The 23,222-nt window shown below is 74.5% G+C and carries 16 protein-coding genes; 4 read left to right on the top strand and 12 right to left on the bottom strand.

The window, feature by feature from the left end; translation table 11 throughout:
- Positions 1 to 68: 68 nt before the first annotated feature.
- Positions 69 to 746: a LuxR C-terminal-related transcriptional regulator gene (locus ACFY0X_RS20175; RefSeq protein ID WP_380735377.1), complete on the bottom strand. Its 678-nt coding sequence runs from the start codon at positions 744 to 746 to the stop codon at positions 69 to 71.
- On the bottom strand, positions 739 to 2,196 hold the full coding sequence (locus ACFY0X_RS20170) for a PspC domain-containing protein (protein ID WP_387756419.1): 1,458 nt from the start codon (positions 2,194 to 2,196) through the stop codon (positions 739 to 741). The genes ACFY0X_RS20175 and ACFY0X_RS20170 overlap by 8 nt, the downstream gene beginning before the upstream one ends.
- 134 nt (positions 2,197 to 2,330) lie before the next feature.
- On the opposite strand from ACFY0X_RS20170, the gene ACFY0X_RS20165 reads away from it, so the two are divergent.
- Together ACFY0X_RS20165 and ACFY0X_RS20160 are read left to right on the top strand one after the other, a co-directional pair.
- Positions 2,331 to 3,812: a PspC domain-containing protein gene (locus ACFY0X_RS20165; RefSeq protein WP_387756417.1), complete on the top strand. Its 1,482-nt coding sequence runs from the start codon at positions 2,331 to 2,333 to the stop codon at positions 3,810 to 3,812.
- Complete coding sequence (locus ACFY0X_RS20160) at positions 3,809 to 4,018, top strand: hypothetical protein (protein WP_049661234.1); 210 nt, start codon at positions 3,809 to 3,811, stop codon at positions 4,016 to 4,018. Before ACFY0X_RS20165 ends, ACFY0X_RS20160 begins: the two co-directional genes overlap by 4 nt.
- A 24-nt stretch (positions 4,019 to 4,042) precedes the next feature.
- Here ACFY0X_RS20160 and ACFY0X_RS20155 read toward each other — a convergent pair whose 3' ends face one another.
- From ACFY0X_RS20155 to ACFY0X_RS20125, 7 genes are all read right to left on the bottom strand, one after another.
- On the bottom strand, positions 4,043 to 5,062 hold the full coding sequence (locus ACFY0X_RS20155; RefSeq protein ID WP_387756414.1) for a Rieske (2Fe-2S) protein: 1,020 nt from the start codon (positions 5,060 to 5,062) through the stop codon (positions 4,043 to 4,045).
- A 220-nt stretch (positions 5,063 to 5,282) separates the two neighbouring features.
- Positions 5,283 to 6,878, bottom strand: coding sequence for a glutamine-hydrolyzing GMP synthase (gene guaA / locus ACFY0X_RS20150; RefSeq protein ID WP_387756412.1), 1,596 nt, complete (start codon positions 6,876 to 6,878; stop codon positions 5,283 to 5,285).
- A gap of 1,036 nt (positions 6,879 to 7,914) precedes the next feature.
- Positions 7,915 to 9,552, bottom strand: coding sequence for a hypothetical protein (locus tag ACFY0X_RS20145; protein ID WP_387756410.1), 1,638 nt, complete (start codon positions 9,550 to 9,552; stop codon positions 7,915 to 7,917).
- 305 nt (positions 9,553 to 9,857) lie between these two features.
- Positions 9,858 to 11,648, bottom strand: a complete 1,791-nt coding sequence (locus tag ACFY0X_RS20140) for a GMC oxidoreductase (RefSeq protein ID WP_387756408.1) — start codon at positions 11,646 to 11,648, stop codon at positions 9,858 to 9,860.
- Positions 11,649 to 11,772: 124 nt separating this feature from the next.
- Positions 11,773 to 13,404, bottom strand: coding sequence for a succinic semialdehyde dehydrogenase (locus tag ACFY0X_RS20135; protein ID WP_387756406.1), 1,632 nt, complete (start codon positions 13,402 to 13,404; stop codon positions 11,773 to 11,775).
- A 96-nt stretch (positions 13,405 to 13,500) separates the two neighbouring features.
- Positions 13,501 to 15,243, bottom strand: coding sequence for a protein kinase (locus ACFY0X_RS20130; protein ID WP_387756404.1), 1,743 nt, complete (start codon positions 15,241 to 15,243; stop codon positions 13,501 to 13,503).
- A gap of 161 nt (positions 15,244 to 15,404) precedes the next feature.
- On the bottom strand, positions 15,405 to 16,505 hold the full coding sequence (locus ACFY0X_RS20125; protein WP_387756402.1) for a protein kinase: 1,101 nt from the start codon (positions 16,503 to 16,505) through the stop codon (positions 15,405 to 15,407).
- A 57-nt stretch (positions 16,506 to 16,562) separates the two neighbouring features.
- Between ACFY0X_RS20125 and ACFY0X_RS20120 the strand changes: the two genes are divergently transcribed.
- Positions 16,563 to 17,093 (top strand): SHOCT domain-containing protein, encoded by a 531-nt coding sequence (locus ACFY0X_RS20120; protein ID WP_387756400.1) that lies wholly within the window; start codon positions 16,563 to 16,565, stop codon positions 17,091 to 17,093.
- Between the two features lie 11 nt (positions 17,094 to 17,104).
- On the opposite strand, the gene ACFY0X_RS20115 is transcribed toward ACFY0X_RS20120, so the two are convergent.
- On the bottom strand, positions 17,105 to 19,024 hold the full coding sequence (locus tag ACFY0X_RS20115; RefSeq protein WP_387756398.1) for a serine/threonine-protein kinase: 1,920 nt from the start codon (positions 19,022 to 19,024) through the stop codon (positions 17,105 to 17,107).
- Between the two features lie 253 nt (positions 19,025 to 19,277).
- Here ACFY0X_RS20115 and ACFY0X_RS20110 point away from each other — a divergent pair, with 253 nt between their 5' ends.
- The gene (locus ACFY0X_RS20110; protein WP_387756396.1) at positions 19,278 to 19,838 is read left to right on the top strand and encodes a hypothetical protein; all 561 of its coding nucleotides are present in this window, start codon (positions 19,278 to 19,280) and stop codon (positions 19,836 to 19,838) included.
- Between the two features lie 436 nt (positions 19,839 to 20,274).
- Here ACFY0X_RS20110 and ACFY0X_RS20105 read toward each other — a convergent pair whose 3' ends face one another.
- Both ACFY0X_RS20105 and guaB read right to left on the bottom strand, forming a co-directional pair.
- On the bottom strand, positions 20,275 to 21,402 hold the full coding sequence (locus ACFY0X_RS20105) for a GuaB3 family IMP dehydrogenase-related protein (RefSeq protein WP_387756394.1): 1,128 nt from the start codon (positions 21,400 to 21,402) through the stop codon (positions 20,275 to 20,277).
- A 189-nt stretch (positions 21,403 to 21,591) separates the two neighbouring features.
- Complete coding sequence (gene guaB, locus ACFY0X_RS20100) at positions 21,592 to 23,094, bottom strand: IMP dehydrogenase (RefSeq protein WP_387756392.1); 1,503 nt, start codon at positions 23,092 to 23,094, stop codon at positions 21,592 to 21,594.
- Between the last annotated feature and the right edge of the window lie 128 nt (positions 23,095 to 23,222).

The following is a 23,222-nucleotide window of genomic DNA, read 5'->3' as shown; positions in this document are numbered from 1 at the left end:
CCACCCACCGACAAGCCCGTCCGCCCCGGGAGATCCCGGGGCGGACGGGCTTGTCGGTGGGCTCGGGCTCAGACCAGGCGGCGGGCGGTGGCCCAGCGGGTCAGCTCGTGGCGGTTGCTCAGCTGCAGCTTGCGCAGGACGGCGGAGACGTGGCTCTCGACGGTCTTCACCGAGATGAAGAGCTGCTTGGCGATCTCCTTGTAGGCGTAGCCGCGGGCGATCAGGCGCAGCACCTCGCGCTCGCGCTGGGTGAGGCGGTCCAGGTCCTCGTCCACCGGCGGGGTGTCGGTGGCGGCGAAGGCGTCCAGCACGAAGCCGGCCAGCCGGGGCGAGAACACCGCGTCGCCGTCGGCGATCCGGAACACCGCGTTCACCAGGTCGGTGCCGGTGATGGTCTTGGTGACGTAGCCGCGCGCGCCGCCGCGGATGACGCCGATGACGTCCTCGGCGGCGTCCGACACCGACAGCGCCAGGAACTTCACCCCTCCCTGCTCGCCCATCACCCCGGCCGAGCGGCGCAGCACCTCGACGCCGCCGCCGCCCGGCAGGTGGACGTCGAGCAGCACCACGTCCGGCCTGGTCTCGGCGACCACGCGGACCGCCGAGTCCACGTCGTCGGCCTCGCCGACCACGTCGATGCCGGTCACCTCGGTGCGGCCGATCTCGGCCCTGACCCCCGTCCGGAACATCCGGTGGTCGTCGACCAGCACGACCCGCGCCGTACGCTCCGGAGCTGCCTCAGTCATCAGTTCTCTCCATCTCCAGCTCGACCTCGGTGCCGCCGCCCGCAGCCGGCCGCACCCGAGCGGTGCCGCCGTTGCGCTTCATCCGGCCGATGATCGACTCCCGTACGCCCATCCGGTCCTCGGGCACCGTGTCGGGATCGAAGCCGGGGCCGTGGTCGCGCACGAACACCGACACCGTCCTCCCCTCGACCTCGGCGTAGACCTGGACCGGTCCCCCGCCACCGTACTTGGCCGCGTTGACGGTCGCCTCCCTCGCGGCCTGCATCTGCGCCGCGATCCTCTCGTCCATCGGGCAGTCGCCGACGATCACCAGCTCGACCTGGACGCCGTGCCGGTCCTCTACCTCGGCGACGGCGGCCCGCAGGGTCTCCGCCATGGTGTCCGGCGCGGCCTCGGCGGCGGCCTCCGGGCGGTACAGCCACAGCCGCAGCTCGCGCTCCTGCGAGCGGGCCAGCCGCAGCACCTCCTTGGGGTCCTCGGCCCGGCGCTGGATCAGGGTCAGGGTGTGCAGCACGGAGTCGTGGATGTGCGCGGCGATCTCGGCCCGCTCCTGGGCGCGGATGCGGGCCGTGCGCTCGGCCCCGAGGTCCTGCCAGAGCCGCAGGCCGTACGGGCCGAGCAGCACCAGCACGCCGGCCAGCACCGCGAGCGAGGCCTCGATCACCGAGCCGAGCGTGGAGCCGCTGCCCTGCATGGCGAGCAGCGCGATGGTGCCGGCCACCGCGAGCAGCACGCCCGCGCCGACCCGGGTGTAGGCGCCGCGCCGCTTCTCGCCCTCCTCGATGCCGAACCAGCGCTGCCAGCGCGAGTCGTCGGCCTGCCGCCAGACCAGCGCCACGCCGACGCCGATCGCCAGCAGCGGCCAGGTGTACGGCTTGGCGGTCTGCCAGCCGAGCACGTTGAGCAGGGCGATCAGGCCGATCACCGTCATCACCAGGGCGGCGAGCTGGCCGATGCCGCCCTGCCCGCCCTTGCCGGTCGCCTCCTCGCCCTCGGCGGGCGCGGCCACCGGCTCGCCCTGGAGGGTGTGCTGGAGCAGCCGGCGCATCCGGCCCACCCAGCCGCCGCTCTCGCCGCCCTTGCTCAGCAGGCCGCCCTGGAGCCCGGGCGTGGCCGGGACGAACACCCCGTTGAGGTACACCCACTGGGCGCCGCCGCGCTGCGAGGGCTCGCCGATGCCGATCGGCACCACGAACCAGAACGCGGCGTACAGCAGCGCGCCGATCCCCTGGGCGAAGAACAGCACGACGAAGGCCAGCCGCACCCACCGCACCGGCAGCCCGAGGTGCACCGCCAGGCCGTGCGCGACGCCGCCCAGCATCCGCCCCTGCGGGCTGCGGTAGAGCCGCCGGTAGGGCGGCCGCCCGCCGTCGGGCGTGCTCGGGTCGGCGCCGGCCGACGGCGCGGTGTCGGGGGCGATGGATCGGGGATCGGTACCGGGGGCTGCCACGCCACCGATGGTTCCACGCGGGCACCCGCGGGCGCATCAGGGTGTGTCCCCATCCCGTATCAGGGACAAGTCAGGGTACGGACAGGGGTCGACCCGGTTGGGCCGGACCGTCCCCTGCCGGAAGGATGGTGTCCATGACCGAGGACCCCCGCATCGAGGAGGCCGGGCCCGCCGCCCCGCCGGAACCGGATCGCCCGCCACTGACCCGGGCCGAGCACCACCGCGTGGTGGCCGGCGTCTGCGGCGGCCTCGGCCGGCACCTGGACATCGACCCGGTGGTCTTCCGGATCGTCACGGTGGTGCTCTGCCTCTCCGGCGGCCTCGGGCTGTTCCTGTACGGCCTGGCCTGGCTGATCGTCCCGACCGACGACGACGCCAAGGGCCGCGGCGGGCGCACCGAGCTCCAGCGGGTGCTCACCGGGCGGGTGGACGGCCAGTCGGTCGGCGCGGTGCTGCTGACCGTGATCGGCACCGGGGTGTTCTTCTCCTCGATGGGCGACGGGGACCAGATGTTCCCGCTGCTGCTGCTCGCCGCCCTGGTCTTCCTGGCGGTGCGCTACGACCCGGAGCGCCGCCGGGGGCGCGGGCGGGGGCGCGAGCGCCGCCGCGGCGGCCCGTACGACCGCCACTTCCCCGACGGCGAGGGCACCGGCGGCTCCGGGATCACCGGCGGCACCGGGGCCTACCGCTGGCCGCGGCCGGAGCAGGCCGAGTCGGCCGGGAAGGCCCCCGCCGACGGCCCGGCCCCCGGCGCCGGCGGCTACCTGTGGGACCCGCGCCACCCCGAGCGCAACCCGTACGGCAGCGCCGCCCCGGGCACCCCGACCTCGCCGTACGGCACCCCGACGCCGCCGTACGGCACTCCCACCCCGCCGTTCGGCACCCCGGTGCCGCCGGTCGGCACCCCGGCCCAGCCCTGGTGGCGGCGCACCGACCTGCCGGAGGGCGATCCGCTGCGCAAGGAGCGCGCGGAGCGCCGTCCCGAACCCGCCGCCGTCCGGCGCCCCCGGGAGCGCTCGGCGCTCGGCTTCTTCGGCTTCCTGCTGGCGGTCGGCGCGGGCACCGCGGTGTGGACCGCCTCCGCCGGCCACCACGACCCCACCGTCCGCGGCGCGACGGTGCTGGCCTCCGCGCTGCTGGTGGTGGGCCTGACGCTGCTGGTCGGAGCGAAGTTCGGCCGGGCCCGCCGGCTGGCGGTGACCGGTCTGCTGCTCACCCTGGCGCTGGCCTTCGTCGGCCACTCGCCGGACTCCGTGCGCGACGCGGTCGGCGATCGCGAGTGGACCGTCGCCTCGGCGACGGACCTGCACGACCGGTACAACCTGGGCGCCGGGACGATCAGGCTGGACCTCTCCGCGGTCGACCCGGCCGGGGCCACCCTGGCCACCAAGGCCGACCTCGGCACCGGCGACATGACCGTCACCGTGCCGGACGACGTGACGGTGAACCTGGTGGTCCGGGTCGGCCTGGGCAACGTCACCGTGCCCGGTGACCGCAGCGACGGCACCGGGCGGCACACCTACCTGATCGGCCCTGCCAACGGGCAGCCGGCCAAGGGCACCCTCAATCTCGAACTCGGAATCGGGCTCGGCAACATCAAGGTGGTCCAGCAGTGAGGAAGCACCGGCTCGACCTGTTCTCGCTGATCGCGGGCGCGCTGTTCACCGTGATCGCGGTGCTCTACCTGGTCGCGGCGCTCAACGACCAGTCGGTGAACGGGCGGATCGTCATCCCGGTCACCTTCATCGTGCTCGGCGTCGGCGGCCTGGCCGGCGCGGTCGCGGCGGTGGCCCGGCGCGGCCGGCCCGACCGCGAGGAGTGACCCCGCCGACGGCCCTCCGGGCCCTCAGATCTGCTGGGGGCCCAGGGTCAACTGGTCGCCGTCCTTGCGGACGGCGTACTTGGGCAGCGGCTTGACCGCCGGGCCGTTGACCACCGCACCGGTCGCGGCGTCGAACCGGGAGCCGTGGCAGGGGCAGTACAGCTGGCCGTTCTTCGGCGCGTCCACGGCGCAGCCGGAGTGGGTGCACACCGCGGAGAAGGCGCAGTACTGGCCGGCCTTGGGCTGGACGATGTAGACGGCGTCCCCGGTGGCCGGGTCCTTGACCTGGGCCGAGCCGCCGACCGGCACGCTCGCGGCGGGCACTGCGGGGGCCTGGGCCGGGGCGGCGGAGACCGGGGCGGCCGACTGCTCGGGCGCGGCGGACCGGTCCCGGCCGAAGGTGCGGGTCAGCGAGCCGGCCAGCAGCCCGGCCCCGCCGATCGCGACGGCCGCGATCCCGCCGTCCACCAGGGCCCGGCGCCTGACGTGGTCCTCGCCGAGCCCGCGCGCGCGGTCCCGCCCGGCCCGGCGGGCCAGGTAGCCGTCCACCGACAGGTACGGCGTGCCGGCCAGCACCAGCGGGGTCCAGGCCATCAGGTATGCCAGGTCGTTGCCGAGGTAGTACGGCGCGACGCTCCAGCTCACGGTCAGCCACAGGCTGAGGCTGAGCAGCGCGCCGCCGAGCGCGGCGGCCCGGCCCCAGAGGCCGAGCAGGGTGCCGAGGCCGACCGCCAGCTCGCCGAAGGCGACGGCGAGCGCGAACAGGGTCGGGTGGTCGAGGGCGGGGCCGAGCAGGAAGGAGATCGGGCTGCCGCCCGCCTTGGCGGCCCGGGTCTGCGAGACGAAGGAGGCCGGGTCGCCCGCCCCGGCCAGGAAGTGGGCGTCGGAGAGCTTGTCGAGGGCGGCGTAGACGAACGTGACGCCGAGGAAGAGCCGCAGCGGCAGCAGCGCGTGCCCGGACGCGAGCGCCCGCCACCGCGCCACCCGGTCGGCCCGACCGGCCGCTCCCCCACCGGCCGGCACCGCGTTGCTGGCCTCCGACATCCCTCACACCTTCCCTCGCCGCCTGCCACTCCCTGACAGGTCCGGTCCGCATTCTGCCCGTTCCCGACCGCTTTCGGTGGGAGGTCCCTCCCGGAGAGCGGCACCCGCACGGCAAACGGCCGCGCCGTCGCTCCCTCCAGTACGGGAACGACGGCGCGGCCGTTCAGGCACCGGCCTCAGGACGGAGACGGAGTCCCGCCCCGCCGGCCGGCGGGAGTGCTCACTCCCACTCGATGGTGCCCGGCGGCTTGCTGGTGACGTCGACGACGACGCGGTTCACGTCGCGGACCTCGTTGGTGATCCGGGTGGAGATCTTCGCCAGCACGTCGTACGGCAGGCGCGACCAGTCGGCGGTCATGGCGTCCTCGGACGAGACCGGGCGCAGCACGATCGGGTGGCCGTAGGTGCGGCCGTCGCCCTGCACGCCCACGCTGCGGACGTCGGCGAGCAGCACGACCGGGCACTGCCAGATCTCACGGTCCAGGCCGGCCGCGGTCAGCTCCTCGCGGGCGATCGCGTCGGCGTCGCGGAGCAGGTCCAGGCGCTCCTTGGTGACCTCGCCGACGATCCGGATGCCCAGGCCCGGGCCCGGGAACGGCTGGCGCTGGACGATCTCCTCCGGCAGGCCCAGCTCCTGGCCGACCATCCGGACCTCGTCCTTGAACAGCTTGCGCAGCGGCTCGACCAGCTGGAACTGGAGGTCCTCGGGCAGGCCGCCGACGTTGTGGTGGGACTTGATGTTGGCGGTGCCGGTGCCGCCGCCGGACTCCACCACGTCCGGGTACAGGGTGCCCTGGACCAGGAAGTCGACCGACTCGCCGTGCTCGCCGGCCTCGGCGATGATCTCGGCCTGGGCCTGCTCGAAGACCCGGATGAACTCACGGCCGATGATCTTGCGCTTCTCCTCGGGGTCGGTGACCCCCTTCAGCGCGTTCAGGAAGCGCTCGGAGGCGTCGACGACCTTCAGCTGGACGCCGGTGGCGGCCACGAAGTCCTTCTCGACCTGCTCGGTCTCGCCCTTGCGCATCAGGCCGTGGTCGACGTAGACGCAGGTCAGCCGGTCGCCGATGGCCTTGTTGACCAGGGCGGCCGCGACCGCGGAGTCCACGCCGCCGGACAGGCCGCAGATCGCGCGCTTGTCGCCGACCTGCTCGCGGATCAGGGCGATCTGCTCGTCGACCACGCTGCCGGTGGTCCAGGTCGGGGCGATGCCGGCGCCGCGGTAGAGGAAGTGCTCCAGGACCAGCTGGCCGTGGTCGGAGTGCAGCACCTCGGGGTGGTACTGGACGCCGTACAGCCGGGCCTCGTCGTTCTCGAAGGCCGCGACCGGGACCAGGTCGGTGGAGGCGGTGACCTCGAAGCCCTCCGGGGCGGCGGAGCAGGCGTCGCCGTGCGACATCCACACCGAGTGCTGCGCCGGGACGCCCTCGAACAGGGTGGAGCCGGTGCGGGAGACGGTCAGCGGGGTGCGGCCGTACTCGCGGGCGCCGTTGTTGTCGACGGTGCCGCCGAGGCTCTTGGCCATCAGCTGGAAGCCGTAGCACATGCCGAAGACCGGGACACCGGCCTCGAAGATCGCGCGGTCGATCTGCGGCGCGCCCTCTTCGTAGACCGACGACGGGCCGCCGGAGAGGATGATCGCCTTGGGGTTCTTGGCGAGCATCTCGGCGACCGGCATGCTGCTCGGCACGATCTCGCTGTAGACCCGCGCCTCACGCACCCGACGGGCGATGAGCTGGGCGTACTGGGCGCCGAAGTCGACCACCAGGACGGGGTCGTTGTCCGGCGCGGACTGGACGGGAATTGCAGAGGACACAGACGGCCTTCCGGCAGCGGTATCGAGGTGTCGCGCGGGCCCGCTTCCCCGGCGGGGGCTGCGGCTGCGGACGGTGTGGGGTGTCTGGACACCGATTCTACCGGGCTGTCCGGTTTCACTCGTCTGCCCGTCCAACGAACCGTGACCGGGCGGGGCGGCGGTTCGTTGCTTCTGACGAACGTACGGCCGCGCCGCGTCCGCCAGACGCGCCGCCCGTCCCCGCGGGGGCACCGCCGTACGGCAGCAGGACCACGCGTGGAGTTCCACCCAGTCCACCGGCGCACGTGGTGCCGCCGCCCGGCCCGCCGGGCGCGCGGCTCCGTGGGACCGTGCGCGGGTGCCGCGGCCGGCCAGCAGGGGACAGCGACCCCGGCCGCGACTGGGCCGAGAGGTGGGACGGCCGGAATCCGGGGACGCCCGGGCCGGCCGTCGCACCCCCGGTCCGATCCGGTGCGCGCCCGGGCGCACGCCCCCTTCCACACCGCGCCGCTACGCGCGTCCCCGTGCGCCACCACCACCCGAGCCACTACGCACCGTGATCATCGATGGCGGTCGCGGCGGGAATTGCTCTGGGCCGAACTGCGCCGAACCGGTTGCAGAGCGAGCCCCTCGTCCAGCACGATGCTCCTTGTAAGCGGTTCTCCCGGCGCCTCACGGCTCGCCGAGGAGGCCCGCCAAGGGCGTTCTCCGCAGCCGCGCCGCAGGGAGGTGGCAGCGGTCGTCAGTTCACGCTCCGTGAGCACAGGACCGGCGCAGACCTGCGCGCCGACCCCTCGCCCACGGGTCTGCGCGCCCCGCGCGGCCGGCCACCCACGCCGGAGCCGCACGGCGCGCCCCGAAGCCAACCGACACGACGGCGCTCCTCCCCCGGCGCCGTCACCCCAGCACCGGCGCGGCCCTGACGCCGAGTGCTGAACGACAAAGGGCCCCGTTCCCCCGCGGGGCCCTTTGCCCTGTCCGGGCCGCCCCGGCTCAGGGCCGCCCCGGCTCAGGGGCGCCCCGGCTCAGGGGTGCTCCGGCTCAGGGGCGCTCCGGCTCAGGGGTGCTCGCGCCAGACGCTCGGGTCGACCGGCTCCTCGGCCGGGCGCGGCGGCACCGGCGCCCCGCCGGCCGGGGCGGGCGGCGCGGACGGCACCTCGTGCGAGGCGAGCACCTCGCTCACCCCGCTCCCGGCGGCGTACGGCGCGTCCTGCGGACCGGCGGCCTGCGGCGGCACCCCGGCCCCCGGCACCGGGCCGCCCTGCTGCGCCGGGACACCGTACGAAGGCGTCGCGTACGGCACCTCCGGCGGGTACGACGCGGCGCCCCCGCCCGGCGCGAACGGGGACTCGGCGTACGGCACGGCGCCGCCCGGCGCACCCTCGCCCCGGCCGCGGACGGCCGCCAGCAGCGCCGGCACCAGCAGCACGCCGGCCAGCGCCCAGACCGCGTTGGCCACCAGCACGGTCAGGAACACCAGCCCGACCGAGGACTCCTGGGAGAACTCCATCCGCTTGGCCTCGTCGACCCAGCCGGTCATGGAGCTGGTCTCCACCAGCACCGCCCCGGAGACCGTCATCAGCAGGGTGAGCGCCCCGGCGTACAGGGCCGCCAGCCGCAGCCGGTCGGTGGCGTCCAGGCGCCGCCGGTAGGCCGTCCAGCCGAGCACGCCCGCCGCGACGAGCGCCGCGAGGCCGGCCCAGCGCCAGTCGGCGCTGACGTCCCGCAGGTCGAAGAAGGAGAACTCGGTGTCGCTGCCGCGATCCCGCCACGAGGACTCGCCGTCGCCGGACAGGTTGGTGTGCGACCGCAGGCTCGCCCCCGAGCCGAAGCCGAGCAGACCGAGGCCCAGGTTGGGCAGGAAGGCCAGCGAGATCCCGGTCAGCGCCCCGCTGTCGCCGTTCGCCGCGACCAGCACGAAGGCCGCCACCGAGGACAGCCCCACCGAGATCGCGAGCGCCTGGCCGGCGGTCAGCGCGGCCACCGCCCAGCCGCGCACCGCCCGGCTGCGCCAGGCGGCCCAGCGCAGCGCGTCGGTGCCGTACACCAGGAAGGCCAGCAGGGCGGCCGCCACGGCGGTCCAGGCGACCGCCTCCAGCCAGCCGGAGTCCGCGGTGATCAGCGACTCCGCCGACTTCCGGCCGGAGCCGGGGTAGTCGGCCCCGACCCGGCGGCCGTCCGGGTTCCAGTCCGTACCGCCGGCCAGGCCGAGCACCAGGCTCACCGCCGCGAGGACGGCCGCGGTGCGCACCGCCTCGGCGGCGGCCCGGCCCCTGGTCAGCTGGCCCTCCACCGCCTTGCGACGGCGCAGCCCGGCCCGCAGGCCGAGCCAGAGCGCCAGGCACCACAGGGCGGTGACGGTCATCGGCAGCACCCGGACGGACTCCGTCCAGCCGGCCGTGCCCCGGCTCGCCGAGCTCTCGAAGCCGATCCGGAACGGCGCGCCGAGCGCGTTCAGGGTCATCGACAGCATCGCGAGGTAGCGCTCGCCGAAGCCGGGCGCCTCGAACCGGTACTGGTACTGGTAGTCGCTCGGGATCGCCGCGACCAGCGCCACGGCCAGCAGGACGAGGGTCGGTGCGACGGCCGCCCTGGCCGCCGGGCGCCAGTCCGCGGCGGTCAGCAGGCGCTGGAACCCGGGCTGCCGGTCGTACTGCTGCCCGGCTCCCCAGCTGGCCAGCGCGGGCGGGGCCACGGCCGGCGCGTACTCCGGCCGCGGCCCGTACCCGGGCGGCGGGACGGGCGGAGCCGCACCCGGCGGGGGCGGCGGGACGGGCGGAGCGGCGGCCGGCGGGGGCGGCGGCGCGAACGGCCGGCCGCACGACCCGCAGGTGGAGGCCCCCTCCTCCGAAGTCGCCCCGCACGACGTGCAGTCGGCCATGGCCCGCGTTCCCCCCGCTCGACGAGTCCCTGGGCGCCCCAGGGAGCCCGTTTATCCCATCGGACCCGAACGGATGTCAACCGGGAAAGGGGACAGGCCGGTTGGACGTCCCGGCCGGGTCAGCCGCGCTTCTTCGGGACCTCCGGGACGGGCAGCAGCGGCAGCCGCAGCGCGCCGAACGCGCCCTCGGGGACGGCCGGCCGCGCCGGGGCCACCGCGGCGACCCGCCGGTACTCCTCGCCCTGGGCCGGGCGCGGGTCCGCCTCGCCCTTGTTCGGCCACATCGACATGGCGCGCTCGGCCTGGGCGGTGATGGTGAGCGAGGGGTTGACGCCCAGGTTGGCGGAGACGGCCGAGCCGTCCACCACGCTGATCCCGGGGTAGCCGTACAGCCGGTGGTACGGGTCCACCACGCCGGTCTCGGGGGCGTCGCCGATCGGGCAGCCGCCCAGGAAGTGCGCCGTCATCGGGATGTCGAAGATCTCGCCGACGGTGCTGCCCGGGAAGCCGTTGATCTCGTCGGCCAGCGCCTGGGCGCCCTTCTCGGCGGCCGGGATCCAGGTCGGGTTGGGCTCGCCGTGGCCCTGGGAGGAGGTGAGCCGGGCCTTGCCGAGCGGCCCCTTCCGCAGCGAGACGGTGATCGAGTTGTCCAGCGACTGCATCACCAGGCCGATGATCGTCTTCTCGGACCAGCGGCGCTGGTTCATCGAGCGGGCGAAGGTCACCGGGTGGAGCGCCGAGTTGGCCAGGTAGCGCAGCCAGCGCGGGACCGCCCCGCCGCCCCGGACCTGGGCGATGGACAGCGCGCCCATCGCGTTGGAGCCCTTGCCGTAGCGGACCGGCTCGATGTGGGTGTTGGCGTCCGGGTGGATCGACGAGGTGATCGCCACGCCCTTGGTGAAGTCCGCCCTGGCGCCGTAGCGCCGGTCGGTGGTCTGCGCGCCCACCAGCGCCTCGGAGTTGGTGCGGGTCAGCTCGCCCAGCCGATCCGAGATCCGGGGCAGGTGGCCGCCGTCGCGCATCCGGTGCAGCAGCGACTGGGTGCCGTAGGTGCCGGCCGCCACGACCACCCGGGCCGCGGTGATCGTCCGCGCGCCCGCCTTCACCCGGTCCGTCCTCGACCGGGAGTCGGTGCGGCGCACGTCCACCGCGTAGCCGGCGCCGTACTCGCGGATCCGGGCCACCGTGGTCAGCGGGTGGATCTCCGCACCGCCCCGCTCCGCCAGGTGGAGGTAGTTCTCGGTGAGCATGTTCTTGGCGCCGTGCCGGCAGCCGGTCATGCACTCGCCGCACTCCACGCAGGCCTTGCGGGCCGGGCCGGCGCCGCCGAAGTACGGGTCGGCCACCTCGCCGCCGGGCGCCGCCTTGGCGCTGCCGTCGGTGTCCCCGCCGTCGCCGAAGAAGACCCCGACCGGCGCCATGTGGAAGGTGTCACCGACGCCCATCCGCTCGGCGGCCGCCTTGAGGTGGACGTCGGAGGGGGTGAGGGTCGGGTTGAGCCGGACCCCGAGCATCCGCTGCGCCTGGTCGTAGAACGGCGCCAGCTCCTGCTGCCAGTCGGTGATGTGGCGCCACTGGCGGTCCTCGAAGAAGGCCTTCGGCGGCACGTACAGGGTGTTGGCGTAGTTCAGCGAGCCGCCGCCGACCCCGGCGCCGGCCAGGATCAGCACGTTGGCCAGCAGGTGGATGCGCTGGATGCCGTACAGCCCGAGCTGCGGCGCCCACAGGTAGTTCGGCAGGTCCCAGGAGTTCCGGGGCAGTTCGTCCCGGTCGAAGCGCCGCCCGGCCTCCAGGACGGCGACCCGGTAGCCCTTCTCGGTCAGCCGCAGGGCCGCGACCGAACCGCCGAAGCCGGAGCCGACCACCACCACGTCGTAGTCGAACTCCGCCGCACCGCCGGACTGCACCATCTGCCACCGCTCCTTCGCCGGGTGAACCTGCCTGTGGGTACCGCGAACCGGGCCCCGGCGGACGCGCGGGGCCCGCGTGCCTCCGGGGCCCGCCTCCGTCCGGGGGCCCACGGGCCTTCGGGGCCTACTTGAAGCGCAGCGCCTTGAGCGCCCGCAGCCCGCCGGTCATCACGGCGGCGAACTGCTTGTCGTCCAGCCCGAACGCGGGCGCGATCGGCATCAGCCGCTGGGTCGCGATGGTCTGCGCCTCGGTGAAGCGCAGGATGCCCTCCGCGCCGTGCCGGCGGCCGAGCCCGGAGTCGCCCATGCCGCCCATCGGCGAGCCGACCGAGCCGTACGCGGCGGCGTACGCCTCGTTGACGTTGACCGTGCCGGTGCGCAGCCGGGCCGCGACCGCCCGGCCGCGCCGCTGGTCCCTGGTCCAGACGCTGGAGTTCAGGCCGTACGGCGTGGAGTTGGCGGCGGCCACCGCCTCCTCGTCGGTGTCGAAGCGGTAGAGGGAGACGACCGGGCCGAAGGTCTCCTCGGCGCAGACCGCCATGTCCGGGGTGACGCCGTCGAGGATGGTCGGCTCGAAGAAGAACGGGCCGAGATCCGGCCGGGCGCGCCCGCCGGCCACCACGGTGGCGCCCGCCTTGACCGCCTCGTCCACGTGCCGGGTGGTGGTCTCCAGCTGGCGGACGGAGACCAGCGAGCCCATGTCCGCGCCGTACGCGAGGCCGCCGCCGAGGCGCAGCGCCCGGGTGCGGGCGGCGAAGCGCTCCAGGAACTCGTCGGCCACCGAGCGGTGCACCAGCAGCCGCTCGATCGAGATGCACAGCTGCCCGGCGGAGGAGAAGCAGGCCCGTACGGCGCCCGCGGCGGCCGCGTCGAGGTCGGCGTCGGCGAGCACCAGCATGGCGTTCTTGCCGCCGAGTTCGAGCGAGGCGCCGACCAGGCGGGCGGCGGCGCGCTGGGCGACGTCGCGGCCGGTGCGGGTGGAGCCGGTGAACGAGACGTAGTCGGCGTGCTCCACCACGGCGGGGCCGATCACCGGGCCGTCGCCGATCACGATCTGCCACAGGTCGGCCGGGAGCCCGGCCTCGACCAGCAGCTCGCGGGCCCACAGCGCGGTCAGCGCGGTCTGGGTGTCGGGCTTGTTGACCACCGCGTTGCCGGCCACGAAGGCGGGCAGGGCGTCGCCGACGGACAGCTCCAGCGGGTAGTTCCACGGCGAGATGTGGCCGACCACGCCCTTGGGACGGCGGGCCTCGACGGCGCGGGTGAGCACCGGCAGCGCGCCGCCGTGCCGCTTGTCCCTGAGGTACGCGTGCGCGGCCCGCCCGTAGTGCCGGGCGGCCATGGCGACGGCCAGCACCTCCTCGAAGGCGTGCAGCCGGGCCTTGCCGGTCTCCGCCTGGACGAGGTCCAGCACCTCGTCCTGCCGCCTGAGCAGCAGGTCGTGGAAGCGCAGCAGGACGGCGGCCCGGCGGCGCACCGGCAGCGCGGCCCAGGCCGCCTGGGCGCGGCGGGCCAGCTGGAAGGCGACCTCGACGTCGGCCGGGGTGGACTGCGGCAGACTGGCCAGCCGTTCGCCGGTCAGCGGGGCGACGGTCTCCACCAGGTCGGGCTCGCCGGTGGCGGTGACGCCGGCGGCCAGCCTGGCGACCAGGGACGGCGGGACGGCCGCGGCGACCGTCCGGCCGCCGCCGGGGGCCGCCGGATTGCCGGTGCCGGGGTGTTCGGTGGCCACTGCATCTGCTGTGAGGTCCGACATACGGCGCAGCCTAGGCGCTCGGCGGCCGGTCCGGTACCCGTCGGTAACAAGAATCTGCCGCAGTCGGGCGAAAGCGGGCGCTCCGCCCGCGCCCGGTCAGCGGGTCGGGGTGAAGTTGTTGAGCACCGCGTAGAAGCGCTGCTCGGCCTCGTTCCACTCGTTGCCCTTCTCCGGGCTGGACGAGTAGATCGCGTAGCTGGTGCCGTCCTGGCTGATGAACTCGGTCTCGATCGCGCGCCGGCGGCCGCCCTCCTTGGCCAGGTAGCTGAACTCCCAGACCGCCGCCTCCTGGCCCTTCACCGCCGTGCCGGCCATCCGGTGCTGCTTGTAGTCCTTGAGCGACTTGGAGACGTTGCCCTCCATCTGCCGCATGTGGTCCAGCGGCTTGACCGACTGGCCGACGGTGACGGCGAACTGGAGGTAGTGCACCTTGCCGTCGGGGCTGTAGAAGATCTGGTTGTCCCCGGCGCTGATCCGCTGCCAGGACGGGGTCCCGTTCGGCAGCGGGAAGCGGAAGCCGGCCGGGTCGTCGACCCAGTGGTAGCCGCTGGGCGGCGCCACCGCCGGGGTGGCGTCGCTGGTGGGCTCGGGGCCGGTGGACTCGGCGGCGGTCGGCGTCGGGTCCACCGGGCCGTCGCCGCCCACCATGTGCCGGGTGACGAGGAAGGTGCCGGCGGCGGCCAGCAGGCCGACGGCCACCGCGATGCCGACGATCTTCAGCAGGTTGCGGCGCCTGGCCGGACCGCGCGCGGGCGTGACGGAGTGCGGCACCGGCGCGACGGGCCCGGTGTACGCCATCGCCGCGGCCTGCGCGCCCCCGGCGGTGTCCGGTCCGACGGGGACGAGGGGGACGGCGGGCGCGGCGGCCTTCGGCTCGGTCGGCTCCTCGGAGCCCTCGACCGGCTCCGCCGCGGACGCCCGGCCCTCACTGCGGTCCACCACCGGCACCGACTGGGTGGGCGTGCGCACCGACGCGACCGACTTCAGGCCCATCGTGTGCCCGGCCTGCACCTCGGCCAGCATCCGGGCCGCCTCGTCCGCGGTGGGCCGCTCGGCCGGGTCCTTGGCCATCAGCGCGGCCAGCACCGGCCCCAGCGGCCCGGCCCGCCGCGACTCCGGCAGCGGCTCGTCGACCACCGCGGCGAGCGTGGTGATCGGCGAGTCCCGCCGGAACGGCGACTGGCCCTCGACCGCCGCGTACAGCGTCGCCCCGAGGCCCCACAGGTCCGAGGCCGGCCCGGGCCGCTCGCCCTGGGCGCGCTCCGGCGCCAGGTAGTCCGGCGAGCCGACCAGGTCGCCGGGCCGGGTCAGCTCGGTCGAGCCCTCGTACTTCGCGATGCCGAAGTCCAGCAGCACCACCCGCCCGGTGCCGCGCTCCAGCAGCACGTTGGCCGGCTTCACGTCCCGGTGCAGCACGCCCAGCTGGTGGCCGCGGTGCAGCGCGGCCAGCACCTGGCTGCCGACCTCGGCGGCGGCGCGCGGCTGCAGGGTGCCGTCCTGGCTGATCACGTCGGCCAGCGAGCGGCCGTCGACCAGCTCCATCACGATCCAGGGCCGGCCGTCCTGCTCCAGCACGTCGTGCACGGTGATCACGCCGGGGTGCTTGATCCGCGCGGCCGCGCTGGCCTCGCGCTTCATCCGGGCGTGCAGGATCTGGAGGTCCTCCTCGGGCAGGTGGTTGACGGTCAGCTCCTTGACCGCGACCTCGCGGTCGAGCATCCGGTCCCAGGCCCGCCAGACAGTGCCCATGCCGCCGCGGCCGAGCCGCTCGCCGAGCTCGTACCGCCCGGCCAGCAACCGCTCCGCCTCGGCCGACTCCGGCCGGTCCTGCACGCCCATCTGCGCCCGCTCCCCCACACATTCCGCCTGCCGTCACCGCGACGGAGGGCCTGGTGCAGACCACTGTTCGAACAAATCCCAGGCACACATTAGGCGCACCTTGCCTCCCCGGGTAATCTCGCCCGCTCCCCGGACCGGCAGGCCGGAACCCCGGCGGGCCGTCAGCCTGCGAACAGGACCACCGCGGCGATTCCCAGCGCGAGCAGCACGAACACTCCACCCACCAGCAGCGGGCCCAACAGGGCGGGGGGTATCCGGGGCGGCTTCGCCCCGTTCCCCGGCCCGAAGTCCCCACCGTTCCCGCCCTTCCGGGCACTCCTCCCGGCCCTCCCGCCGCGCGGGCGCGGCACCAGCGGCGCCTCCGGCTTCAGCACCGGGACCCCCGCCGCCCGCTCCTCGTCGACCGGCTCCGGCGCCCCCGCCAGCAGCGCCGCCAGCTCGCCGCGGACCGCCTCCGCCGTCGGCCGCAGCACCGGATCGGGCCGCAACAGCCGCTCCACCAGCGGCGCGAGCGGCCCGCACACCACCGCGGGCTCGCGCCGCCCGTCCCGTACGGCCGTCACCAGCTCCGGCACGTCCCGCTCCGGGTACGGCGCACGGCCGGTGACCAGCCGCTGCAGCAGCACCCCGAGCGCCCAGCAGTCGCCCGCCGGGCCGCCGTCCAGCGGCCAGCGCTCCGCCACCGGCCCGACCAGGGTGGCCCGCACCTCGTACCGGCGCCGCCCGCCCGGCCCGCCGAGCTCCTCGGCCAGCGCCTCCTCCGCCACCCCGGCGAGCAGCCCGCCGAGCATCGCCGCGCCGTCCTCGCAGACCAGCACCGACTCCGCGGTCAGGGCGCCGTGGGTCAGCCCGGCCGCGTGCAGCGCCCGCAGCGCGCCGGCCACGTCCGCCGCCAGCTCGGCCGCCCGGTACGGCGGCAGCGGCCCCTCGGCGAGCAGCTCGGCCACCGTCCGCCCGGCCGGCCGCTCCTCCACCGTCCACAACAGCTCGCCCTCGACGAACGCGCCGACCCCGCGCAGCAACCTCGGGTGCGCGACCGGCGCGGCCGAACCGACCGCCGCCACCCGCCGCACCAACCGGTCCGCCTGCGCCGCGGCGGCCTCCTCCGGGTCCTGACCCGACGTCAGCAACTCCGGCAGCTCCAGGGCGCTCAGCAGCACCGATTCGCCGGTCCGCTCGTCCACCGCGTGGGCACGCAGCGGTTCAGGACGGTCCGTCAGCCGGTACCGCCCCGCCAGCAACTGCCCGGGGGCGCCTCGCATGCCAGTTCCTCTCGCTCTCCGAGCAGCCTACTGAGCGGCTCCCTTAGGCTCGATCCCATGGACTGGACCGATCTGATCGACACCGCCTTCGAGGCGTCCGGAAACAGCGGCAAGGCCAACCAGGCCGAGGCCCTCCGTACCGTCGAGGGAACCATCATCGACGGTGAGAAGCCGGTAGCCTCGACCGCCGGGCGCCATCCCGACCACTTCCGCAAGGGCATGCTCGTGCTGACCACCCATCGGCTGCTCTTCCTGAAGGACGGGAAGCCTCCGGTACCGGTTCCGCTCGCCGCCGTCACCGACGTCACCGTGACCCGCACCAAGCTCAACGGCGAAGTGCTCCTGGTGGTGGCGCTCACCGGCTCGCACCGCTTCGAGGACGTGGTCAAGGCCGACTTCTTCGCCGAACAGCTCCGGACCGCCGCCCGCACCGCCCGCAACGCCCCGAAGGCCGTACCCGCCGCCCCGGCCGAGGCCGCCACCGGCGACCAGCTCATCGGCCAGCTCGAACGGCTGGCCGCCCTGCGCGCCTCCGGCGCCCTCACCGATGACGAGTTCACCCGCGCCAAGCAACGCCTGATCGGTTAGGGCCTGTCGCCCTACGGCGCCGGCTGGAAGCTGTTGAAGACGACGTCCCGGACGGGGGCCTGGGCGGCCCACTCCGCGTCCGGGACGATCCAGTAGATCGAGTACCCGTACTTGGCCGGAGTCCCGGTCACGAAGCCGCGGTTGAGCGAGTGCATCCTGGGCGTGCCGTTGGTCCACTCCCAGTCCGCCGCGTTGGTCCACTGCCGGTAGGTGATCGCCGCCAGGTTCAGCCGCTGGTAGTTGCTGACCTGACCGCGGACGTTCGGCTCCGACTCCTGCCAGTCCGCGACCGCGCTCGCCCCGGGCGACGTGGTCCACTCGATCCGCAGCTGGCTGCCGTCGGCCGCGTTCTTGAAGATCCGCCGGTTGGCGTCCGACCCGGCCGGCTGCAGACCGTCCGGGAGCACGACCGAGAAGCCGCTCGGGTCCTTGTACTCGTGGTAGCCGGCCGGCACGGCGGCCGGCGCGGGCGCCGCCGGGGTCTGCACGGGAGCCGGGGTCTGCACCGGCGCCGGGGTCTGCACGGGAGCCGCGGGCGCACCGGCGGACTGCGCCGGCGCGTCCGGCACCGCCGCCGGGTCACCGGTCGGCTGGGCGGGCGCCGGCGCCGGCGGCGCCGCCGCACTCGGGCTCGACACCGGCTCCGGCTGCGTACTGGCCGTCACCGGCCCGGTGGCACCCGCGCTCCGGGTGGCCCCGCCGCCCGGACCGCCGTCCCCGCCGACCGCCTGGACCACCGCCACCACGCCCGCGATCAGCAGCAGCACCACGATCACGGTGGCGATGGCCAGCCGCCGCCGGCCGGTGCGCGGATCGGCCCCGGCCGCCTGGGTCGCGCCCAACGTCCACTCGCTGGTGACCGGTCGGATCGACTCCGCCTCCGGCTCCCCCGACGGCTTCCCGGCGGGCTCCGCGCCCTGGGCCCGGCTACCGACCCGAACCGTCCCCAGCAGCCCGCCCACGGCCCGCTTGCGGCCGTCCTCGGCCTGCTCCGGCTCCACCGCCGCCGCCTTCGCCGGCCCGGCCTCGGCCTCCGGCTCCGCCGCGGCCGCCTTCTTCACCGGCACCGCGTGCTCGGTGGTCGACTCGGCCCGGGCGGTCGACTCCGCGACCACCCGCTTGAGCATCGACCGGGTCTGCGAGGCGTCCAGCCGCTCGGCCGGGTCCTTCGCCAGCAGCCCCTCGATCACCGGCAGCAGCGGCCCGGCGTTCACCGGCGCGACCAGGTCCTCGGTCATCACCGCGGTCAGCGTGGCCAGCGCCGAGCCCCGGTCGTACGGCGGCCGGCCCTCGACCATGGCGTACAGCGTGCCGCCCAGCGACCACAGGTCGGCCGGCGGCCCGGGCTTCTGCCCGCGGGCCCGCTCCGGCGAGATGTACGAGGGGGCGCCGACCAGCATCCCGGTCGAGGTGACCGAGGCGTCGCCCTCCACGCTGGCGATGCCGAAGTCGGTGAGCACCACCCGGCCGTCGTCGCCGATCAGCACGTTGGACGGCTTGACGTCCCGGTGCAGGATCCCCAGCGCGTGCGCCGCGCTGAGCACGCCCAGCACGTCCAGCGCGATCTCCGCCGCCCGGGCGGGCTCCAGCGGCCCGTCCTCCCGCACCACGTCGGCCAGCGAGCGGGACTCGACCAGCTCCATCACGATCCACGGCCGGTCGTCCTCGTCGACTACGTCGAAGACCGTCACCGCCGAGTTGTGCCGGATCCGCGCGGTGGCCTTGGCCTCGCGCAGCGTCCGGGTGATCAGCCGGTGCTTCTCCTCCTCGTCGACGCTGGCGTTCATCCGCAGTTCCTTGACCGCGACGGTCCGGCCCAGCATCTCGTCCTCGGCGCGCCAGACCGTGCCCATGCCGCCGCGCCCGAGCACGCCGTTCAGGCGGTAGCGGCCGGCCAGGAGGCGGCCGGTGGAACCCTGCGCCTGGGTCATTCGGAACGTTCCCCCATGTGCTGCCGGCGGTCGTGGTGACGGCGCGTCGGCCCGACCTGGGTCCCGAACGCCCAAGCCTCCATCATCCCCTGTCCCGAGGGCCCTCGACCACCCGGCCCCCGCCCCAACCTGGGACGGACCTGAACGGATGCGGCGCTCCGTGCCCGATCTGTGATCGAAAACTCGCCAAGATCTGTCCGAGTCACTGCTACCGTTCGGCAGCTCATCGTCTTTCCGGGGGGATTCGACGCCCATGACCGCACCCGTACCGGGCACTGACGGCCCGTCGCCCCGGCCGCGCACCGCCCAGCACTACTCGGTCGAACCTCCCCCGGCCGCCCCCGAGGGCTACGTCGCCCCCGGCATGCCCGGCGCCGTCACCGGCTTCGACCCCACCGAACCCGAACCCCGGCCCGCACCCCGCCACCGCACCGCCCTGGCCGTCACCCTGGCCCTGCTCGCCATGCTCCTCGGCGGCCTCGCCTACGGCAGCGCCCCCCTGCGCGCCGCCGACAGCCTCGGCTGGCTGGCCATCGCCCCCGCCGGCCTGGTCGCCCTCCCCCTGGGCCGCCTCGGCGGCCCAGGCCGCCTCCTCCCCCCACTCGGCGCCCTCCTGGCCGCCGGCGCCCTCCTCCTCGGCCAACTGATCGAACACCTCCGCCGCCTCCACACCGAAGGCCCCACCCCCCACAACCTCCTCCACGACACCCTCACCACCTGGCGCGCCGACCTACGCCCCCTCGACGCCGCCTTCTACGCCATCGCCCTCATCGGCGGCTTCCTCCTCACCCGCCGCACCGCCACCCGCACCTGACCACACACACACACCTACACCCGAACACCCCAGCGGGCGCGCAGGGCGAAAGCCCGCACACCCGCAACACCCACACCCCACCAGCACCCCCCAGCCCCCACCCCCCAGCAGGCCTCCCCCCACCCCCCAGCAGGCATCCCCCCACCTCCCCCACCCACCCACCCCCTCCTCCCCCGCGAGAGGGACGCGCTGCGGAAGGGGGCGGCGCAGGGGGTGGGTGCGGAGAGGGGCGTGACGGGTGATTTTCAGACTGCCAACGCTCCCCAGCCCGCAGGCACAGGACCGGCAGTCTGAAAATCATCCAGCCCCCGCAGCACCCACCCCCGGAGCCGCCCCCGGCCCCCCACCCTCCCGAAAGCCCGAACCCCGAACAGAAACCCCCCGCAAACCCCGAAGGCCCCCACCGTCACCCGGCAGGGGCCCCCATCGACAAACCTCAGCGGTGATCCAGCGCCGGATTCACCGTCACCTCGACCCGCTGGAACTCCTTGAGCTCCGTGTACCCCGTCGTGGCCATCGCCCGCCGCAGCGCACCGAACAGATTCATCGTCCCGTCCGGCGTGTGCGACGGCCCGGTCAGGATCTCCTCGGTGGTCCCGACCGTCCCGAGGTCCACCCGCTTGCCCCGCGGCAGCTCCTCGTGGACGGCCTCCATCCCCCAGTGGATCCCCTTGCCCGGAGCGTCGGTGGCCCGCGCCAGCGCGGCCCCGATCATCACCGCGTCGGCGCCGCAGGCGACCGCCTTCGGGATGTCCCCGCTGTACCCGACCCCGCCGTCCGCGATGACGTGCACGTAGCGCCCACCGGACTCGTCCATGTAGTCGCGACGGGCGGCCGCCACGTCGGCGACGGCGGTCGCCATCGGCACCTGGATGCCCAGCACGTTCCGGGTGGTGTGGGCCGCGCCCCCACCGAACCCGACCAGCACCCCGGCGGCGCCGGTCCGCATCAGGTGCAGCGCCGCGGTGTACGTGGCGCACCCGCCGACGATCACCGGGACGTCCAGCTCGTAGATGAACTGCTTGAGGTTGAGCGGCTCGGCGGCACCGGAGACGTGCTCGGCCGAGACGGTGGTGCCGCGGATGACGAAGACGTCGACGCCGGCGTCCACGACGGCCTTGGAGAACTCGGCGGTGCGCTGCGGCGACAGGGCCGCGGCGGTGACCACGCCGGAGTCGCGGACCTCCTGGATCCGCTGCTTGATCAGCTCGGCGCGGATCGGCGCGGAGTAGATCTCCTGGAGCCGGCGGGTCGCGGTGGACTCGTCGGTGATCGAGGCGATCTCGTCCAGCAGCGGCTGCGGGTCCTCGTAGCGGGTCCACAGGCCTTCGAGGTTCAGCACGCCCAGACCGCCGAGGCGGCCGATCTGGATGGCCTGCTGCGGCGAGACCACGCTGTCCATCGGGGCGGCCAGGAACGGCAGCTCGAAGCGGTAGGCGTCGATCTGCCAGGCGATCGAGACCTCCTTCGGGTCCCGGGTACGGCGGCTGGGGACGACGGCGATGTCGTCGAAGGCGTACGCCCGTCGGCCGCGCTTGCCTCGCCCGATCTCGATCTCAGTCACTTCGAGCCCTTCTGCTTTGTTGCTCATGCCTGCCGGGTCACCCCGACCGCACCCCAGTATCCCGTACTGCCGCTGGTCCCGCCCCGACGGCCCACGCCCGAACGCCCGACAGCCGCGCCCGGACGCCCGGACGCCCCGAGGGGCCCGCCGCCGCGGTGCGGCAGCGGGCCCCTCGGTGGTCCGGCGGCGTCAGCGGGCCGAGTAGTTCGGCGCCTCGACGGTCATCTGGATGTCGTGCGGGTGGCTCTCCTTGAGGCCCGCCGAGGTGATCCGGACGAACCGGCCCTTGCTCTCCATCTCGGCGACGGTGGCGGCGCCGACGTAGCCCATGGTCTGGCGCAGACCGCCGACCAGCTGGTGCAGCACGGCCGACAGCGGGCCGCGGTAGGGCACCTGGCCCTCGATGCCCTCGGGGACGAGCTTGTCGTCCGAGGCCACCTCGGCCTGGAAGTAGCGGTCCTTGGAGTAGGAGCGCCCCTGGCCGCGGGACTGCATGGCGCCCAGCGAGCCCATGCCGCGGTAGGACTTGAACTGCTTGCCGTTGATGAACATCAGCTCGCCCGGCGACTCCTCGCAGCCGGCCAGCAGCGAGCCGAGCATCACGGTGTCGGCACCGGCGGCGAGCGCCTTGCCGATGTCGCCCGAGTACTGCAGGCCGCCGTCGCCGATGACCGGCACGCCGGCCGCCTGGCAGGCCACCGCGGCCTCGTAGATGGCGGTGATCTGCGGCACGCCGATGCCGGCGACCACGCGGGTGGTGCAGATGGAGCCGGGGCCGACGCCGACCTTGACGCCGTCCACGCCGGCGTCGATCAGCGCCTGGGCGCCGTCGCGGGTGGCGACGTTGCCGCCGACCACGTCGATCTTGACGGCCGACTTGATCTTCGCGATCCAGGCCAGCGCGTTGTGGCTGTGGCCGTGCGAGGTGTCCACCACCAGGAAGTCCGCACCGGCCTCGACCAGGGCCTGGGCCCGGTCGAACGCCTCGGCGCTGGCGCCGACGGCGGCACCGACCAGCAGCCGGCCCTCGGCGTCCTTGGCGGCGTTCGGGTACTGCTCGGCCTTGACGAAGTCCTTGACGGTGATCAGGCCCTTGATCCGACCCTCGTCGTCGACCAGCGGAAGCTTCTCGATCTTGTGGCGGCGCAGCAGGGCCATCGCGTCCACCCCGGAGATGCCGACCTTGCCGGTGATCAGCGGCATCGGGGTCATGATCTCGCGGACCTGGCGGCTGCGGTCCGACTCGAAGGCCATGTCGCGGTTGGTGACGATGCCGAGCAGCTTGCCCGCCTCGTCGGCGATCGGCACGCCGGAGATGCGGAACTTGGCGCACAGCGCGTCGGCCTCGCCCAGGGTGGTCTCCGGGCCGACCGTGATCGGGTCGGTGACCATGCCGGACTCGGACCGCTTCACCAGGTCGACCTGGTTGGCCTGGTCCTCGACGGACAGGTTGCGGTGCAGCACGCCGACGCCGCCCTGGCGCGCCATCGCGATGGCCATCCGCGACTCGGTGACCTTGTCCATCGCCGCGGAGAGCAGCGGAATGTTGACGCGCACGTTCCGGGAGACCCGCGAGGAGGTGTCCACCTGGTTCGGCAGCACCTCGGAGGCCCCGGGCAGCAGCAGGACGTCGTCGTACGTGAGCCCGAGCATGGCGAACTTCTCGGGTACGCCTGCGGCGTTGTAAGACATTTGGGGGGTACCTTCCGTGGCCGGCCTTATCCGCTCACGCCCTGAGGGTGGGGGCGCATTCATCGCTCACTCGCGCAGACCGCCGAAGCCGGGTGCAATGGGAGGATCCTCCAAGGGGACCCCGCGCG

Origin of the sequence: Kitasatospora sp. NPDC001547 (assembly GCF_042894165.1) — a bacterium.
GTDB lineage: Bacteria > Actinomycetota > Actinomycetes > Streptomycetales > Streptomycetaceae > Kitasatospora.
The sequence above is the reverse complement of the archived record's forward strand: the minus strand, read 5'-3'. Positions and strand labels throughout refer to the sequence as shown.

Coding starts and splice junctions, on each gene's coding strand:
- ACFY0X_RS20175 (WP_380735377.1), bottom strand. CDS start 746: ATGACTGAGGCAGCTCCGGAGCGTACGGCGCGGGTCGTGCTGGTCGAC.
- ACFY0X_RS20165 (WP_387756417.1), top strand. CDS start 2,331: ATGACCGAGGACCCCCGCATCGAGGAGGCCGGGCCCGCCGCCCCGCCG.
- ACFY0X_RS20155 (WP_387756414.1), bottom strand. CDS start 5,062: ATGTCGGAGGCCAGCAACGCGGTGCCGGCCGGTGGGGGAGCGGCCGGT.
- ACFY0X_RS20140 (WP_387756408.1), bottom strand. CDS start 11,648: ATGGTGCAGTCCGGCGGTGCGGCGGAGTTCGACTACGACGTGGTGGTG.
- ACFY0X_RS20135 (WP_387756406.1), bottom strand. CDS start 13,404: ATGTCGGACCTCACAGCAGATGCAGTGGCCACCGAACACCCCGGCACC.
- ACFY0X_RS20130 (WP_387756404.1), bottom strand. CDS start 15,243: ATGGGCGTGCAGGACCGGCCGGAGTCGGCCGAGGCGGAGCGGTTGCTG.
- ACFY0X_RS20125 (WP_387756402.1), bottom strand. CDS start 16,505: ATGCGAGGCGCCCCCGGGCAGTTGCTGGCGGGGCGGTACCGGCTGACG.
- ACFY0X_RS20120 (WP_387756400.1), top strand. CDS start 16,563: ATGGACTGGACCGATCTGATCGACACCGCCTTCGAGGCGTCCGGAAAC.
- ACFY0X_RS20115 (WP_387756398.1), bottom strand. CDS start 19,024: ATGACCCAGGCGCAGGGTTCCACCGGCCGCCTCCTGGCCGGCCGCTAC.
- ACFY0X_RS20110 (WP_387756396.1), top strand. CDS start 19,278: ATGACCGCACCCGTACCGGGCACTGACGGCCCGTCGCCCCGGCCGCGC.
- guaB (WP_387756392.1), bottom strand. CDS start 23,094: ATGTCTTACAACGCCGCAGGCGTACCCGAGAAGTTCGCCATGCTCGGG.